This window comes from Bacillus sp. CCNWLW194 (assembly GCF_037120585.1).
Classification (GTDB): Bacteria; Bacillota; Bacilli; order Bacillales; family Bacillaceae_G; genus Bacillus_A; species Bacillus_A basilensis.
Genome location: NZ_JBBBBL010000001.1, coordinates 505,204 through 520,490 on the forward strand (window position 1 = coordinate 505,204; position 15,287 = coordinate 520,490).

The 15,287-nt window shown below is 36.8% G+C and carries 15 protein-coding genes; all 15 read left to right on the forward strand.

Annotated elements, in window-relative coordinates:
- The first annotated feature begins 3 nt into the window (after positions 1 to 3).
- Entirely contained in the window at positions 4 to 2,064 is a 2,061-nt protein-coding gene (gene infB / locus V7S50_RS02785; RefSeq protein ID WP_063221120.1) for a translation initiation factor IF-2, read from the forward strand.
- Entirely contained in the window at positions 2,061 to 2,342 is a 282-nt protein-coding gene (locus V7S50_RS02790; protein ID WP_000582364.1) for a DUF503 domain-containing protein, read from the forward strand. The genes infB and V7S50_RS02790 overlap by 4 nt, the downstream gene beginning before the upstream one ends.
- Before the next feature lie 15 nt (positions 2,343 to 2,357).
- On the forward strand, positions 2,358 to 2,714 hold the full coding sequence (gene rbfA / locus V7S50_RS02795) for a 30S ribosome-binding factor RbfA (RefSeq protein WP_000776443.1): 357 nt from the start codon (positions 2,358 to 2,360) through the stop codon (positions 2,712 to 2,714).
- Between the two features lie 86 nt (positions 2,715 to 2,800).
- Complete coding sequence (truB, locus tag V7S50_RS02800; protein ID WP_242252011.1) at positions 2,801 to 3,724, forward strand: tRNA pseudouridine(55) synthase TruB; 924 nt, start codon at positions 2,801 to 2,803, stop codon at positions 3,722 to 3,724.
- A gap of 43 nt (positions 3,725 to 3,767) precedes the next feature.
- Complete coding sequence (ribF, locus tag V7S50_RS02805) at positions 3,768 to 4,739, forward strand: bifunctional riboflavin kinase/FAD synthetase (RefSeq protein WP_242252009.1); 972 nt, start codon at positions 3,768 to 3,770, stop codon at positions 4,737 to 4,739.
- A 100-nt stretch (positions 4,740 to 4,839) separates the two neighbouring features.
- Positions 4,840 to 5,109: a 30S ribosomal protein S15 gene (rpsO, locus tag V7S50_RS02810; RefSeq protein ID WP_001229392.1), complete on the forward strand. Its 270-nt coding sequence runs from the start codon at positions 4,840 to 4,842 to the stop codon at positions 5,107 to 5,109.
- A 160-nt stretch (positions 5,110 to 5,269) separates the two neighbouring features.
- Positions 5,270 to 7,408, forward strand: coding sequence for a polyribonucleotide nucleotidyltransferase (gene pnp / locus V7S50_RS02815; RefSeq protein ID WP_063221117.1), 2,139 nt, complete (start codon positions 5,270 to 5,272; stop codon positions 7,406 to 7,408).
- Positions 7,409 to 7,558: 150 nt separating this feature from the next.
- Positions 7,559 to 8,458 (forward strand): polysaccharide deacetylase family protein, encoded by a 900-nt coding sequence (locus V7S50_RS02820; protein WP_063221116.1) that lies wholly within the window; start codon positions 7,559 to 7,561, stop codon positions 8,456 to 8,458.
- Between the two features lie 86 nt (positions 8,459 to 8,544).
- On the forward strand, positions 8,545 to 9,786 hold the full coding sequence (locus V7S50_RS02825; RefSeq protein ID WP_063221115.1) for a M16 family metallopeptidase: 1,242 nt from the start codon (positions 8,545 to 8,547) through the stop codon (positions 9,784 to 9,786).
- Between the two features lie 126 nt (positions 9,787 to 9,912).
- Complete coding sequence (locus tag V7S50_RS02830; protein ID WP_063221114.1) at positions 9,913 to 10,164, forward strand: YlmC/YmxH family sporulation protein; 252 nt, start codon at positions 9,913 to 9,915, stop codon at positions 10,162 to 10,164.
- Positions 10,165 to 10,438: 274 nt separating this feature from the next.
- Positions 10,439 to 11,341 carry a dipicolinic acid synthetase subunit A gene (gene dpaA / locus V7S50_RS02835; protein WP_063221113.1) on the forward strand — a complete coding sequence of 301 codons (903 nt, stop codon included), beginning with the start codon at positions 10,439 to 10,441 and terminating at the stop codon, positions 11,339 to 11,341.
- Complete coding sequence (dpaB, locus tag V7S50_RS02840; RefSeq protein WP_098555003.1) at positions 11,338 to 11,937, forward strand: dipicolinate synthase subunit B; 600 nt, start codon at positions 11,338 to 11,340, stop codon at positions 11,935 to 11,937. Before dpaA ends, dpaB begins: the two co-directional genes overlap by 4 nt.
- Positions 11,938 to 12,087: 150 nt before the next feature.
- Positions 12,088 to 13,134, forward strand: a complete 1,047-nt coding sequence (asd, locus tag V7S50_RS02845; RefSeq protein WP_063221066.1) for an aspartate-semialdehyde dehydrogenase — start codon at positions 12,088 to 12,090, stop codon at positions 13,132 to 13,134.
- A gap of 23 nt (positions 13,135 to 13,157) precedes the next feature.
- On the forward strand, positions 13,158 to 14,390 hold the full coding sequence (gene dapG, locus V7S50_RS02850) for an aspartate kinase (protein ID WP_063221065.1): 1,233 nt from the start codon (positions 13,158 to 13,160) through the stop codon (positions 14,388 to 14,390).
- A gap of 11 nt (positions 14,391 to 14,401) precedes the next feature.
- Complete coding sequence (dapA, locus tag V7S50_RS02855; protein ID WP_000564761.1) at positions 14,402 to 15,280, forward strand: 4-hydroxy-tetrahydrodipicolinate synthase; 879 nt, start codon at positions 14,402 to 14,404, stop codon at positions 15,278 to 15,280.
- Positions 15,281 to 15,287 lie beyond the last annotated feature (7 nt).

The window sequence follows — 15,287 nt, forward strand, 5'->3', positions numbered from 1 at the left end:
GGTATGAGTAAAATTCGAGTACATGAATATGCAAAAAAAAATAATATCTCAAGTAAAGATCTTATGACAAAACTTAAAGAGATGAATATCGAGGTTTCGAATCATATGACAATGTTAGAAGATGAAGTAGTAAACAAATTAGATAATGAATACCAAACTGAAAAACCTTCTGTTGCAGATGAGTTTGAAGTAGAAGAAAAAGTTGTTCGTAGTAAAAAGAACAGCAATAAGAAAAAGAAAAAAGGCAAAGGAAATGAAGACAAACGTCAGGATAACTTTGCTGGAAGACAACAAACGCAAATAGTAGAAACACCAGATAAAATTACTTTCTCTGGAAGCCTTACTGTAGGCGAGCTTGCTAAAAAATTAAGCAAAGAGCCATCTGAAATTATTAAGAAGCTCTTCATGCTTGGAATTATGGCAACAATTAACCAAGATTTAGATAAAGATACAATTGAGTTAATTGCTACTGATTACGGTATTGAAGTAGAAGAAGAAGTAGTTGTAAGTGAAACTGAATTTGAAACATTCATCGATGAGCAAGATGATGAAGAGAACTTAAAAGAACGTCCAGCTGTAGTTACAATCATGGGACACGTTGACCATGGTAAAACAACATTACTTGACTCTATCCGTAACTCAAAAGTAACTGCAGGCGAAGCAGGTGGAATTACTCAGCATATTGGTGCATACCAAGTTGAAGTAAATGATAAGAAGATTACATTCTTAGATACACCTGGTCACGCGGCATTTACAACGATGCGTGCTCGTGGTGCGCAAGTAACGGATATTACAATCCTTGTTGTTGCAGCTGATGACGGCGTTATGCCACAAACAGTTGAAGCGATTAGCCATGCGAAAGCAGCGGGAGTACCAATTATTGTTGCTGTGAATAAAATGGATAAACCAGCGGCAAATCCTGATCGCGTAATGCAAGAATTAACAGAATATGAATTAGTTCCAGAAGCATGGGGTGGAGATACAATCTTCGTACCAATTTCTGCAATTCAAGGTGAAGGAATTGACAACTTACTAGAAATGATTCTTCTTGTAAGTGAAGTAGAAGAATATAAAGCAAATCCAAATCGCTATGCAACTGGTACTGTAATTGAAGCACAACTTGATAAAGGTAAAGGAACTATCGCGACGTTACTTGTTCAAAACGGTACACTTCGAGTTGGAGATCCAATTGTTGTTGGAACTTCATTCGGACGTGTTCGTGCAATGGTAAGTGATATTGGTCGTCGTGTAAAAGTTGCTGGTCCATCAACTCCTGTTGAAATTACAGGTTTAAATGAAGTACCACAGGCTGGAGATCGTTTCATGGCATTCGCTGATGAGAAGAAAGCTCGTCAAATCGGTGAATCACGTGCACAAGAAGCGTTAGTTGCACAACGTGGTGAGAAATCTAAATTAAGCCTTGAAGATTTATTCCAACAAATCCAAGAGAGCGATGTAAAAGAAATCAACTTAATTGTAAAAGCAGATGTACAAGGTTCTGTTGAAGCGATGGCAGCATCACTTCGTAAAATTGATGTTGAAGGCGTAAAAGTTAAAATCATTCACACTGGTGTAGGTGCGATTACAGAATCTGATATTATTTTAGCTTCTGCATCTAATGCAATTGTAATTGGATTTAACGTACGTCCAGATGTGAACGCGAAGCGTACAGCTGAATTAGAGAACGTTGATGTTCGCTTACACCGCATTATCTATAAAGTAATCGAAGAAATTGAATTAGCAATGCAAGGTATGCTTGATCCAGAATTCGAAGAAAAAGTAATCGGTCAAGCGGAAGTTCGTCAAACATTCAAGGTAACAAAAGTGGGAACAATCGCAGGTTGTTACGTAATAGACGGTAAAATTACACGTGATAGTGGCGTTCGTATTATCCGTGATGGTATAGTAATTTTCGAAGGTCAACTTGATACGTTAAAACGTTTCAAAGACGACGTAAAAGAAGTTGCACAAAACTATGAGTGTGGTATTACAATTGAGAGATATAATGATCTTAAAGAAGGGGACATCATTGAAGCGTACATTATGGAAGAAGTGAAGCGATGATTATCGCTTCACTCTCATTCGAGTGTATGATTTACGATGTGCATTCTTTAAAAGAGAAACGAGCAATTTTGCAAAGGGTGCTAACTCGTGTGAAGCAACGTTATAACGTTGCTGTTTCAGAAGTAGGGCATCAAGATGTATGGCAACGTACAGAAATTGCAATTGTTTCCGTATCCTCAAATCGTGTTATTTGTGAAAAAGAAATGAATCGTGTACTTGAGTACATCGATTCATTTCCTGAAATTGAACGTACGATAACACAATTGGAATGGTACTGAATGAGGTGAAGAGTTATGAAATTACGTGCAAACCGTGTAGGCGAGCAAATGAAAAAAGAATTAGGCGACATTATCAGTCGTAAAATTAAAGATCCACGTGTTGGATTTGTTACAGTAACAGATGTACAAGTGAGTGGAGATTTACAAATTGCTACAGTATATATTTCTGTTTTAGGTGACGAAGAACAGAAAGAAAGTACATTAAAAGGTTTAGCGAAGGCAAAAGGCTTCATTCGTTCAGAAATTGGCCAACGTATTCGTCTTCGTAAAACACCAGAAATTTCCTTTGAATTTGATGAGTCTATTGGGTACGGTCATCGAATTGATACACTTTTACATGAAATTAATAAAGAAGGTAAACGTGAAGAATAATGGATAGACAATTGTCTATCCATTTTTTCAATGCAAAATAAGTTTTGGATATTTATTATGAAAGAAATATGATGAGGTGAACATATATGGAAGGTGTAGTATTATTACATAAACCAAAAGGCATGACATCACATGATTGTGTATTTAAACTAAGAAAGATATTGCGTGAGAAACGAATTGGTCATACAGGAACATTAGATCCAGATGTAACAGGAGTATTACCTATTTGTGTTGGACGAGCAACGAAAATTGCACAATTTTTAACAAGTGAAACGAAAACATATGAAGGCGAAGTGACATTAGGTTTTTCAACAACAACTGAAGATGCTTCTGGTGAAGTTGTGGAAACGAAACATATAGATCGTGTTATTACTCGTAAGGAAGTGGAAGAGGTTCTTGCGGCATTAACAGGTACGATTGAGCAAATGCCTCCGATGTTTTCGGCTGTAAAAGTTAACGGAAAAAAATTATATGAATATGCAAGAGCAGGACAAGAGGTTGAACGTCCAGTTCGTACAATTACAATTCATGAATTTGTATTATTAGACGATAGAGAAGTATTTGAAGGAGAAAATATTTCATTCCGTTTCCGTGTAACGTGTAGTAAAGGAACATATGTAAGAACGCTAGCAGTAATGATTGGTGAAAAACTTGGTTTTCCATCACATATGTCTCACCTTGTAAGAACGGCTTCTGGTGAATTTATATTAGAAGATTGCATATCATTTGAAGAAATTGAAGAAAACGTGCAAAATGGAACAGTAGAGTCTATCTTCATTTCAATTGATGAAGCATTAAGTAAGTTCCCGAAAATGGTTGTAGATGAAAAGCAAGCAGAGAAAATAAAGAATGGTATGTTTTTAAAAAATGAATTGCAAATAACAGCGCCATTTATAACAGTGTTTGATAAAAATGATCGCTGTCTTGCAATTTATGAGCACCATCCAAAACACCCTGGTATGCTAAAGCCGATGAAAGTACTTGTGAATAATCAAGAACTAAAGCTATAATGAATTATTGGAAGGATTATTACAGAAAAAGGTGAATTCAAGCGTGAAACTTATTCATTTAACTCATCCACATGAACAAAATAAATTAGAATTGCCACCTACTGTAATGGCATTGGGATTTTTTGATGGCATTCATTTAGGGCATCAATGTGTGATTCGAACTGCGAAAAAAATAGCGGATGAACGAGGATATAAAAGTGCAGTTATGACATTTTACCCGCATCCATCTGTTGTTTTAGGTAAAAAAGAAGCGCATGCCGAGTATATTACACCAATGTGTGATAAAGAAAAAATAGTCGAAAACCTAGGTATCGATATATTATATGTTGTTAAATTTGAAGAATCATTTGCAGGCTTATTGCCACAACAATTTGTAGATGATTATATTATTGGTTTAAATGTAAAGCATGTAGTAGCAGGATTTGATTATTCATATGGACGTTTAGGAAAAGGAAAGATGGAGACTTTACCATTTCATGCAAGAGGGGAGTTTACACAGACTGTGATTGAAAAAGTTGAATTTCAAGAAGAGAAAGTAAGTTCTACAGCATTACGAAAATTAATTCGAAATGGCGAAATGGAACAAATTCCATCTATTTTAGGTAGAGCATATACAGTAGGGGGAACGGTTGTACACGGTGATAAACGTGGACGTCAAATTGGTTTTCCGACAGCTAATGTAGGTTTAAGTGATGAGTATCTATTACCACCTGTAGGTGTTTATGCAGTGAGATTAAAAGTTCACGGTGAATGGTACGACGGTGTATGTAATATTGGATATAAACCAACGTTTAAAGAAGATGAGCGTCAATTATCTATTGAGGTGCATTTATTTGAATTTAACAACGACATATATGATCAAAATGTTACGGTAGAGTGGCATATGCGTATAAGAGAAGAGAAGAAATTCAATGGCATTGATGAGTTAGTTGAACAAATCGCAAAAGATAAGAAAACAGCACAAGAATATTTTGCGAACGAAAAGAATATACTTGCTTTTTCAAATGAAAAGTAGTATTCTATGTTATGTACTTTATGACAACCATTGCTTGGCATTGCGACTCACCGACGCTTGCTAGGTAATTGGGGGTTTAATTAATAGGAGGTGAAATAGGATGGCTTTAACACAAGAGCGTAAAAATGAAATCATTGCACAATTTAGAACTCATGAGACTGATACTGGTTCTCCAGAGGTTCAAATTGCTGTCCTAACGGAGCAAATTAACACTCTAAACGAGCACTTACGTACTCACAAGAAAGATCATCATTCACGTCGTGGTCTATTAAAGATGGTTGGTAAACGTCGTAACTTACTAACTTACCTTCGTAATAGCGATATCACACGTTACCGTGAATTAATCACAAAGCTTGGCTTACGTCGATAGTCAAAGAAGCGGGAATATTCCCGCTTTTTTGTTAGGTAAAAATATATCTTCTACTCTTTATAGCTTACTTCATTTTCGGTAATACTAGAGGTAGAATATTGTGATATACTATCCATTTACATAGAAGAATTGAATACTTTAAATTGAGAGGGGTACTTAAATGAGTCAAGAAAAGCAAGTCTTCTCGATAGATTTAGCTGGTCGTCAGCTAACAGTTGAAACAGGTCAGCTTGCGAAGCAAGCAAACGGAGCAGTATTAGTAAGATATGGCGATACAGCGGTTCTATCTACAGCAACTGCATCAAAAGAAGCAAAAAATGTAGATTTCTTCCCACTTACAGTAAACTATGAAGAGCGTTTATATGCAGTCGGAAAAATTCCTGGCGGTTTCATTAAACGTGAAGGTCGTCCAAGTGAAAAAGCAATTTTGGCAAGTCGTTTAATCGACCGTCCAATTCGTCCACTTTTCGCAGATGGTTTCCGTAACGAAGTACAAGTTGTCAGCATTGTAATGAGTGTTGATCAAGATTGTTCTTCTGAAATGGCAGCAATGCTTGGTTCTTCATTAGCGTTATCGATTTCAGATATTCCATTTGAAGGTCCAATCGCGGGTGCAACAGTTGGTCGTATTAACGGCGAATTCGTTATCAACCCAACGGTAGAACAGCAAGAACAAAGTGATATTCACCTTGTTGTAGCTGGTACGAAAGATGCAATTAACATGGTTGAAGCAGGAGCAGATCAAGTGCCTGAAGAAACAATGTTAGAAGCAATTATGTTTGGTCATGACGAAATTAAACGTCTAATTGCATTCCAAGAAGAGATTGTACAAGCTGTAGGTAAAGAGAAATCAGAAGTGAAACTTTATGAAGTTGACGCTGATCTTAACCAAGCTGTACGTGAAATGGCTGAGAAGGATATGCATTCTGCAATTCAAGTACATGAGAAACATGCACGTGAAAATGCAATTAATGAAGTGAAAAAGCGTGTAATTGAGCATTACGAAGCGCAGGAAGCTGACGCTGATACATTAGGACAAGTAAGTGAGATTTTATATAAAATTGTAAAAGAAGAAGTACGTCGTCTTATTACAGTTGAAAAAATCCGCCCAGATGGCCGTAAAGGTGACGAAATTCGTCCATTAGCATCAGAGGTTGGCATTTTATCTCGTACTCACGGTTCTGGTCTATTCACTCGTGGACAAACACAAGCATTAAGTATTTGTACATTAGGTGCATTAGGCGATGTGCAAATTTTAGATGGTCTTGGTGTGGAAGAATCAAAACGCTTTATGCACCATTACAATTTCCCATCATTTAGTGTTGGTGAAACAAGACCGATGCGTGGACCAGGTCGTCGTGAAATTGGTCACGGTGCACTAGGAGAACGTGCTCTTGAGCCTGTAATTCCATCTGAAAAAGATTTCCCATATACAGTACGTCTTGTATCTGAAGTTTTAGAATCAAATGGTTCTACTTCACAAGCAAGTATTTGTGGTAGTACTTTAGCAATGATGGATGCTGGTGTTCCACTTAAAGCTCCAGTTGCAGGTATTGCAATGGGTCTAGTTAAAACTGGTGAGCATTACACAATTTTATCTGATATTCAAGGTATGGAAGATCATCTAGGTGATATGGACTTTAAAGTAGCAGGTACAGCGCAAGGTGTAACTGCACTACAAATGGACATTAAAATCGATGGTCTATCTCGTGAAATTTTAGAAGAGGCATTACAACAAGCGAAAGTTGGTCGTGTGCACATTCTAAATCATATGTTATCTGTTATTGGAGAGCCACGTACTGAATTATCAGCGTACGCTCCAAAGATTATTACAATGACAATTAATCCAGATAAAATCCGTGACGTTATCGGACCGAGCGGTAAACAAATCAATAAAATTATTGAAGAAACTGGCGTTAAAATTGACATCGAGCAAGATGGTACAGTATTCATTTCTTCAATAAATCAAGAAATGAATGACAAAGCTAAGAAAATTATCGAAGATATCGTTCGCGAAGTACAAGTAGGTGAAATCTACGAAGGAAAAGTGAAACGTGTTGAGAAATTCGGTGCTTTCGTTGAATTATTCAGCGGTAAAGATGGATTAGTTCACATTTCTGAACTTGCACTAGAGCGTGTAGGTAAAGTAGAAGACGTTGTGAAAATCGGTGATGTGATTACAGTTAAAGTTATCGAGATTGACAAGCAAGGTCGTGTGAATCTATCTAGAAAAGTATTGCTAAAAGAAGAGCAAGAAAAAGAAGCTGCTAAAGAAGAAAACAAACAAGAGCAGCAATAAGTAAAAGCCAGTTTAACTGGCTTTTTTGTTATGTAAAAAATATGATTTATATATATTTTTATGTCAGTATAGGTATAGTTTTCATTATAACGCTCAAATTAACAAAGATAAGAAGAAAAATGTTTTTATATAGTTAATGGGAGGGTTTATATGAAAGCTCGTATATTGGCATACATATGTATATTCTTTTTATATATTAGTGTAGGCTCTTATTCCGTTTTTGCACAAGATAACTTGTATGAAGAAATTCAAAAGCATGCAAAACAATATGAGATTGCACCTCAAAATGCGATGATTGATAAGATATGGAAAGCAACACCGGGATATAATGGGAGACAAGTTGATATTGAAGCATCCTATAATAATATGAAGAAACTAAAGGGATTTAATCAAAAACATCTTGAATTCAAGGAAGTATCACCGAGTGTCCACTTAGAAGATTTAGCACCAGCACCAATTTATAGGGGACATCCAAATAAAAAAATGGTAGGATTAACAATCAATGTGGCATGGGGAAACGAGTATTTGCCTCGTATATTAGAGATATTGAAAAAACATGATGTGAAGGCGACGTTCTTTTTGGAAGGACGTTGGGTGAAAGAAAATTTGCGATTCGCAAAAATGATTGTCGATGCAAAGCAAGAAGTCGGAAATCATTCTTACACACATCCGAATATGAAAACGCTATCGTCTGATGAAATACGAGATCAGTTACAAAAAACAAATCGGATGATCGAAGCAGCTACGAATCAAAAGGTGAGATGGTTTGCACCGCCGAGTGGAAGTTTTCGGGATGAAGTCGTGAAAATTGCAGATGATTACCAAATGGGAACGATTATGTGGACTGTCGATACAATCGATTGGAAGCGACCAGAGCCAGATGTACTATTGCAGAGAGTAATGAGAAAAATACATCCAGGTGCTATCGTATTAATGCATCCTACGTCATCTACATCAGAAGCATTAGATACAATGATTACAAAATTGAAGGAACAAGGATATAAAGTAGGGAATATAACAGAATTACTGGATGAAAAACGTGTGGATTAAATACATTTGCATGACATTCATCCTTAAACTTGTTATCATTAAATAATAGCATTTATTTAGAGAAACTGGCAGTAGGAGGAAAGTTTTTGATTAAAAAATATACTTGTAAAAATGGTGTAAGAATAGTTATGGAGAATATACCAACTGTAAGATCGGTTGCGATTGGTATTTGGATCCATGCGGGATCAAGAAATGAAAATGAAAAAAATAACGGGATTTCTCACTTTTTAGAGCATATGTTCTTTAAAGGGACGGAAACACGTAGTGCACGCGAAATTGCAGAATCATTTGATAGCATTGGTGGGCAAGTGAATGCTTTTACTTCAAAAGAATATACTTGTTACTATGCAAAAGTGCTAGATGAGCATGCTAAATATGCTTTAGATGTATTAGCAGATATGTTCTTTAATTCAACATTTGATGAGGAAGAACTGAAAAAAGAAAAGAATGTCGTATGTGAAGAAATTAAAATGTACGAAGATGCTCCAGATGATATTGTGCATGATATGTTAACGAAAGCAACATATGAAACGCATCCGCTTGGATATCCTATTTTAGGAACAGAAGAAACGCTTAATACGTTTACAGGTGATACGCTACGCCAATATATAAAAGATCATTACACACCTGAAAATGTAGTTGTTTCAGTTGCAGGAAATATTGATGAAGCCTTCTTACAAACGGTAGAGCAATATTTCGGTAGTTACGAAGGAACAACAAACCGTGAACAAGTACATAGCCCAATTTTCCATTTTAATAAGGTAGCACGTAAAAAGGAAACAGAACAAGCTCATTTATGTTTAGGATATAAAGGCTTACAAATGGGACACGAAGATATTTATAACTTAATTGTATTAAATAACGTTTTAGGCGGCAGTATGAGTAGTCGTTTATTCCAAGAAGTACGTGAGCAACGCGGGTTAGCCTACTCAGTATTTTCTTACCATTCTTCTTATGAAGATACAGGTATGTTAACACTGTATGGTGGAACAGGTAGCCAACAATTAGATACACTGTATGAAACAATGCAAGAAACACTAGAAACATTGAAAAATACAGGTATTACAGAAAAAGAGCTTGTTAATAGTAAAGAGCAATTAAAAGGAAACTTAATGTTAAGTTTAGAAAGTACAAATAGTCGCATGAGCCGTAATGGTAAAAATGAATTGCTACTTCGTAAGCATCGTTCACTTGATGAGATTATTGAAAGTGTAAACACTGTAACAAAAGAAAATGTAGATGAGCTAATTCGTAACATGTTTACAGATGAATTCTCTGCAGCATTAATTAGTCCAGATGGAAAACTTCCAAAAGGAATAAAACTATAATTGCTTTGTATGATGTAAAAATAACCGTATCTCTTTTAAATGAGATACGGTTATTTTTTGGGGATATACAGAATAGGTACTAATTATGGATAACTTAAATGAATAATTTCGGTAGGGGGAGAGTATATGCGATTAAGTGAATTAAGTGGTAAAGAGATTGTAAATCTAGAAAGAGCAGAAAAAATGGGAGTTTTAGGTTATGTGGATTTAGAGATTGATGAGAAGGATGGTCAAATAGAGGCTCTTATCATACCTGCTGGGAAATGGGGAGGTTTTAAAAAGGAACCACAAGAAGTAAGAGTAGCGTGGAGCCAAATTAAGAAAGTCGGGCATGATATGATCCTTTGTGATATTACAGATCGTCTAAATTCGAAGTGAAAGATGGCCATTTTGGTCATCTTTTTTTGTTCATTTTACACTGAGTAAAAGCATGCATGAATCGATGTTTTCCTGGAAATCAAAATCCAGCATAAAGTTCTCTCATATATCGAATTTTGAGGTGGGGGCCTTCCTGCATACAAATAGCGGGATAAATGATGGGTGCTTTTTGTTTTTCAATCACCTAAAACTCGTACATTACATATGATGTGGAGGAAAAAGAAAAAGTAGGCACTTTTCTTATAAATGAAAGAAAAAGAAGGTGAATTAGGGAATGTTGACTGAGATGCATATTGCTGTCATAGGAGGAGATGCAAGACAGCTAGAAGTAATCCGTAAGCTAGTTGAATTGGATGCGAAACTTTCATTGATAGGGTTTGATCAGTTAGATCATGGCTTCACAGGGGCAGCAAAAGAAAGTATACAAAATTTAGATTTCACTTCTTTAGATGCAATTATTTTGCCAGTTGCAGGTACAAATGCCAAGGGAGAAGTAGATACTATTTTTTCAAACGAAAAAGTTTCTATAACGAAAGAACAAATTGAAAATACACCAGAACATTTTACTATATATTCAGGTATTGGTACGCCTTACTTGGAAAATCTCGTATCTACTACAAACCGCAAACTTATTAAATTATTTGATCGTGATGATGTGGCAATCTACAATTCTATTCCAACTGTAGAAGGTACATTAATGATGGTAATTCAACATACCGACTATACAATTCATGGTTCCAATGTAATGGTTTTAGGGTTTGGTAGAACAGGGATGAGTGTTGCCAGAGCGTTTCAATCATTAGGAGCCCATGTCAAAGTTGGAGCAAGACGATCGGAACATATTGCACGTATTACAGAAATGATGTTTTCTCCTTTTCATATGCAGGACATTGAGAAAGAAGTAGGGACTATCGATATTGTCATTAATACAATTCCGCATCTCGTTGTGACAGCGAATGTCATTTCAAAAATGCCAGCTCATACGTTAGTAATTGATTTAGCTTCTAAACCAGGCGGTACCGACTTTAGATATGCGGAAAAAAGAGGAGTCAAAGCGCTATTAGCACCAGGATTACCCGGTATTGTTGCACCAAAAACAGCAGGACAAATTTTAGCGAACGTTCTTTCTCAGTTACTGGCAGAAGAAGTAATAGCAAGAAAGGAGAATGGGGAATGAATTTAAAAGGGAAAAGAATAGGATTTGGTTTTACGGGTTCACATTGTACGTACGAAGAAGTAATGCCTCATTTAGAAAAATTAATTGCTGAGGGAGCAGAAGTACGTCCCATTGTTTCTTACACTGTTCAATCAACAAATACGAGATTTGGTGAGGGAGCAGAGTGGATTAAAAAGATTGAAGAAGTAACAGGATTTAAAGCGATTAATTCAATCGTTGGTGCGGAACCATTAGGACCTAAAATCCCACTAGATTGTATGGTAATTGCACCATTAACAGGAAATTCTATGAGTAAATTTGCAAATGCAATGACAGACTCTCCGGTATTAATGGCAGCGAAAGCGACGCTAAGAAATGGCAAGCCTGTCGTATTGGCTGTTTCGACGAATGATGCTTTAGGACTTAATGGAGTAAATCTGATGCGCCTAATGGCGACAAAAAACATCTATTTCGTCCCATTCGGTCAAGATGCACCAGAGAAAAAACCAAACTCGATGGTAGCTCGTATGGAGTTACTGGAAGATACAGTATTAGAAGCGCTGCAAGGTAAGCAATTGCAACCGGTTGTCGTAGAAAAATTCAGATATATGAATTAAAAAACGAAAAAAAACGGACAATTTTTGATGAAACCATCATTCTTACTGTAGAATATGATAAAATTAACGTTATTAAGATTAGAAGGGGTATTCTATACTCCTTCTAATTCTAAGTTATAGAAGGATTGGTATCTAGAAAGGGGCATAGTGATGGAAAAGCAAAAAACTTTTCATGTCGCTGTAGTTGGAGCAACCGGCGCAGTTGGTGAACAAATGTTAAATACTTTAGAGAAACGAGAATTTCCAATCGGGAAGTTAACGTTACTTTCATCTAAACGATCTGCAGGTAAGAAACTTGTATTTAAAGGCGAAGAATTTACAGTTCAAGAGGCAACTCCTGAAAGTTTTGAAGGAGTAGATATCGCACTATTTAGTGCTGGTGGATCTGTATCAAAACAATTAGCGCCAGAAGCAGCAAAGCGCGGTGCGATTGTTGTTGATAATACAAGTGCATTCCGTATGACAGAAAACGTGCCACTTGTTGTACCTGAAGTAAATGAAAACGACTTAAAAGAACATAATGGTATCATTGCAAATCCAAACTGTTCTACAATTCAAATGGTAGTAGCTCTTGAGCCAGTTCGTCAGCAATATGGTTTAAAACGAGTAATCGTTTCCACATATCAAGCTGTATCAGGTGCTGGTGCGGCAGCGATTGAAGAACTTCATGAACAATCACAAGCAATCTTAAATGGCGAAGAAGTGAAGGCGAATGTTTTACCTGTATCAGGTGATAAGAAACATTTCCAAATTGCTTTCAACGCGATTCCGCAGATTGATAAGTTCCAAGATAATGGATTTACGTTTGAAGAAATGAAAATGATTAATGAAACGAAAAAAATTATGCATATGCCTGAATTAGAAGTAGCGGCAACATGTGTACGTTTACCAGTTGTATCAGGTCACTCTGAGTCTGTTTACATCGAAGTAGAAAAAGAAGGCGTAACAGTAGAAGAATTAAAGAGCTTACTTGCAAATGCGGAAGGTATCGTTCTGCAAGATAACCCAGCAGAGCAGTTATATCCAATGCCAGCTACTGCAGTAGGTAAAAACGAAGTATTCGTTGGAAGAATCCGTAAAGATTTAAATAACGATAAAGGATTCCATCTTTGGGTCGTATCTGATAACTTATTAAAAGGCGCTGCATGGAATTCTGTTCAAATTGCAGAGCGCTTAGTAAAATTACAATTAGTGTAAACGGCTAAGAGAAGGTGCAAAATATGAAAATTATTGTTCAAAAATTTGGTGGCACATCCGTACGTGATGAAAATGGACGTAAGCATGCGCTTCATCATATAAAAAAATCGCTAGATGCGGGTTATAAAGTAGTTACTGTCGTATCTGCTATGGGCCGTAAAGGTGAACCATATGCAACTGATACTTTGTTAAGTCTTGTAAATCAAGAGGAATCTCACATTTCTAATCGTGAGCAAGATTTATTATTATCATGCGGAGAATTAATCTCAGCAATCGTCTTCTCTAATATGTTAAATGAGAACGGTATAAAAGCGGCAGCGTTCAATGGTGCACAAGCTGGTTTTGTAACAAATGCTGATTTTACGAATGCTAAGATTATTGAAATGAATTGCGATCGTATACATGAAGAGTTAGAAAATGTAGATGTAATCGTCGTTACAGGATTCCAAGGGCAAACGAAAAAAGGTGATACGACAACACTTGGACGCGGTGGTAGCGATACTTCAGCTTCAGCTTTAGGTGTTGCGCTTCATGCTGAATATATCGATATCTTTACAGATGTAGAAGGTGTTATGACTGCGGATCCTCGTATCGTAAAAGATGCACGTCATCTTCAAACAGTAACGTATAACGAAATCTGTAACATGGCATATCAAGGTGCAAAAGTTGTTCATCCACGGGCAGTGGAAATTGCGATGCATGCTAAAGTACCGCTTCGTGTACGTTCTACGTATTCTGATAGTGAAGGTACGCTTATTTCAGCATCTGACGGTGCTACAAAAGGCCGTGATGTAGAAGAACGCCCTGTTACAGGTATTGCTCACGTATCAAACGTAACGCAAATTAAAGTGCTTGCAAAAGAAACAGCATTTGATTTGCAGCAGCATGTGTTTAAAGAAATGGCGAATGAAGGAATAAGTGTCGATTTAATTAACATTTCACCTACTGGGGTAGCTTATACGGTGAGTGATAATGTATCAAATCGTGCAGTTGAATTATTACAGAACCTTGGATATGAGCCAATTGTGACAGAGCATTGTGCAAAAGTATCTATTGTAGGAGCTGGAATGGCAGGATACCCAGGGGTTACTGCGAAAATCGTTACAGCTTTAGCGGAAAAAGGTGTTCAAATTCTGCAATCTGCAGATAGCCATACGACAATTTGGGTTCTTGTAAAAGAAACTGATTTAGTGGAAGCTGTAAATGCATTACATAGTGCGTTTGAGCTTTCAAAAGAAAAGCAACTGGAACAATAAGGAGTGAGACCATGATAGATTTTGGGACAATTGCAACCGCGATGGTAACACCGTTTGATATAAACGGAAATATCGATTTTGCAAAGACAACGAAATTGGTAAATTATTTAATAGATAACGGTACAACAGCAATCGTGGTAGGAGGAACGACAGGAGAATCTCCTACATTAACTTCAGAAGAAAAAGTAGCGTTATATCGCCATGTCGTATCTGTTGTCGATAAAAGGGTGCCCGTAATCGCTGGAACAGGTAGCAATAATACGCATGCTTCTATTGACTTAACTAAAAAGGCAACAGAGGTTGGTGTTGATGCAGTAATGCTAGTAGCACCGTATTATAACAAACCGAGCCAAGAAGGAATGTATCAGCACTTTAAAGCAATTGCTGAAAGCACGCCGCTTCCGGTTATGCTATATAACGTTCCAGGACGATCTATTGTACAAATCTCCGTTGATACAGTTGTTCGTTTATCAGAAATAGAAAACATTGTTGCGATTAAGGATGCAGGCGGCGATGTGTTAACAATGACAGAAATCATTGAAAAAACAGCGGACGACTTTGCAGTATACAGCGGTGATGATGGTTTAACGTTACCAGCTATGGCAGTTGGAGCGAAAGGTATCGTTTCTGTAGCATCTCATGTTATCGGAAATGAAATGCAAGAAATGATTGCGGCATTCCAAGCAGGAGAATTTAAGAAGGCGCAAAAATTACATCAATTACTTGTAAGAGTAACGGATTCATTATTTATGGCGCCAAGCCCAACTCCAGTAAAAACAGCGTTACAAATGGTTGGATTAGATGTAGGTTCTGTACGTTTACCGCTTCTTCCATTAACAGAAGAAGAAAGAGTAACGTTACAATCTGTTATGCAATCTATCCCTCGTTAATAAAAAA

Excerpts from the sequence above, each read along its gene's own strand:
- infB (WP_063221120.1), top strand. The coding sequence starts at position 4 with ATGAGTAAAATTCGAGTACATGAATATGCAAAAAAAAATAATATCTCA.
- V7S50_RS02790 (WP_000582364.1), top strand. The coding sequence starts at position 2,061 with ATGATTATCGCTTCACTCTCATTCGAGTGTATGATTTACGATGTGCAT.
- rbfA (WP_000776443.1), top strand. The coding sequence starts at position 2,358 with ATGAAATTACGTGCAAACCGTGTAGGCGAGCAAATGAAAAAAGAATTA.
- truB (WP_242252011.1), top strand. The coding sequence starts at position 2,801 with ATGGAAGGTGTAGTATTATTACATAAACCAAAAGGCATGACATCACAT.
- rpsO (WP_001229392.1), top strand. The coding sequence starts at position 4,840 with ATGGCTTTAACACAAGAGCGTAAAAATGAAATCATTGCACAATTTAGA.
- pnp (WP_063221117.1), top strand. The coding sequence starts at position 5,270 with ATGAGTCAAGAAAAGCAAGTCTTCTCGATAGATTTAGCTGGTCGTCAG.
- V7S50_RS02820 (WP_063221116.1), top strand. The coding sequence starts at position 7,559 with ATGAAAGCTCGTATATTGGCATACATATGTATATTCTTTTTATATATT.
- V7S50_RS02830 (WP_063221114.1), top strand. The coding sequence starts at position 9,913 with ATGCGATTAAGTGAATTAAGTGGTAAAGAGATTGTAAATCTAGAAAGA.
- dpaA (WP_063221113.1), top strand. The coding sequence starts at position 10,439 with ATGTTGACTGAGATGCATATTGCTGTCATAGGAGGAGATGCAAGACAG.
- dpaB (WP_098555003.1), top strand. The coding sequence starts at position 11,338 with ATGAATTTAAAAGGGAAAAGAATAGGATTTGGTTTTACGGGTTCACAT.
- asd (WP_063221066.1), top strand. The coding sequence starts at position 12,088 with ATGGAAAAGCAAAAAACTTTTCATGTCGCTGTAGTTGGAGCAACCGGC.
- dapG (WP_063221065.1), top strand. The coding sequence starts at position 13,158 with ATGAAAATTATTGTTCAAAAATTTGGTGGCACATCCGTACGTGATGAA.
- dapA (WP_000564761.1), top strand. The coding sequence starts at position 14,402 with ATGATAGATTTTGGGACAATTGCAACCGCGATGGTAACACCGTTTGAT.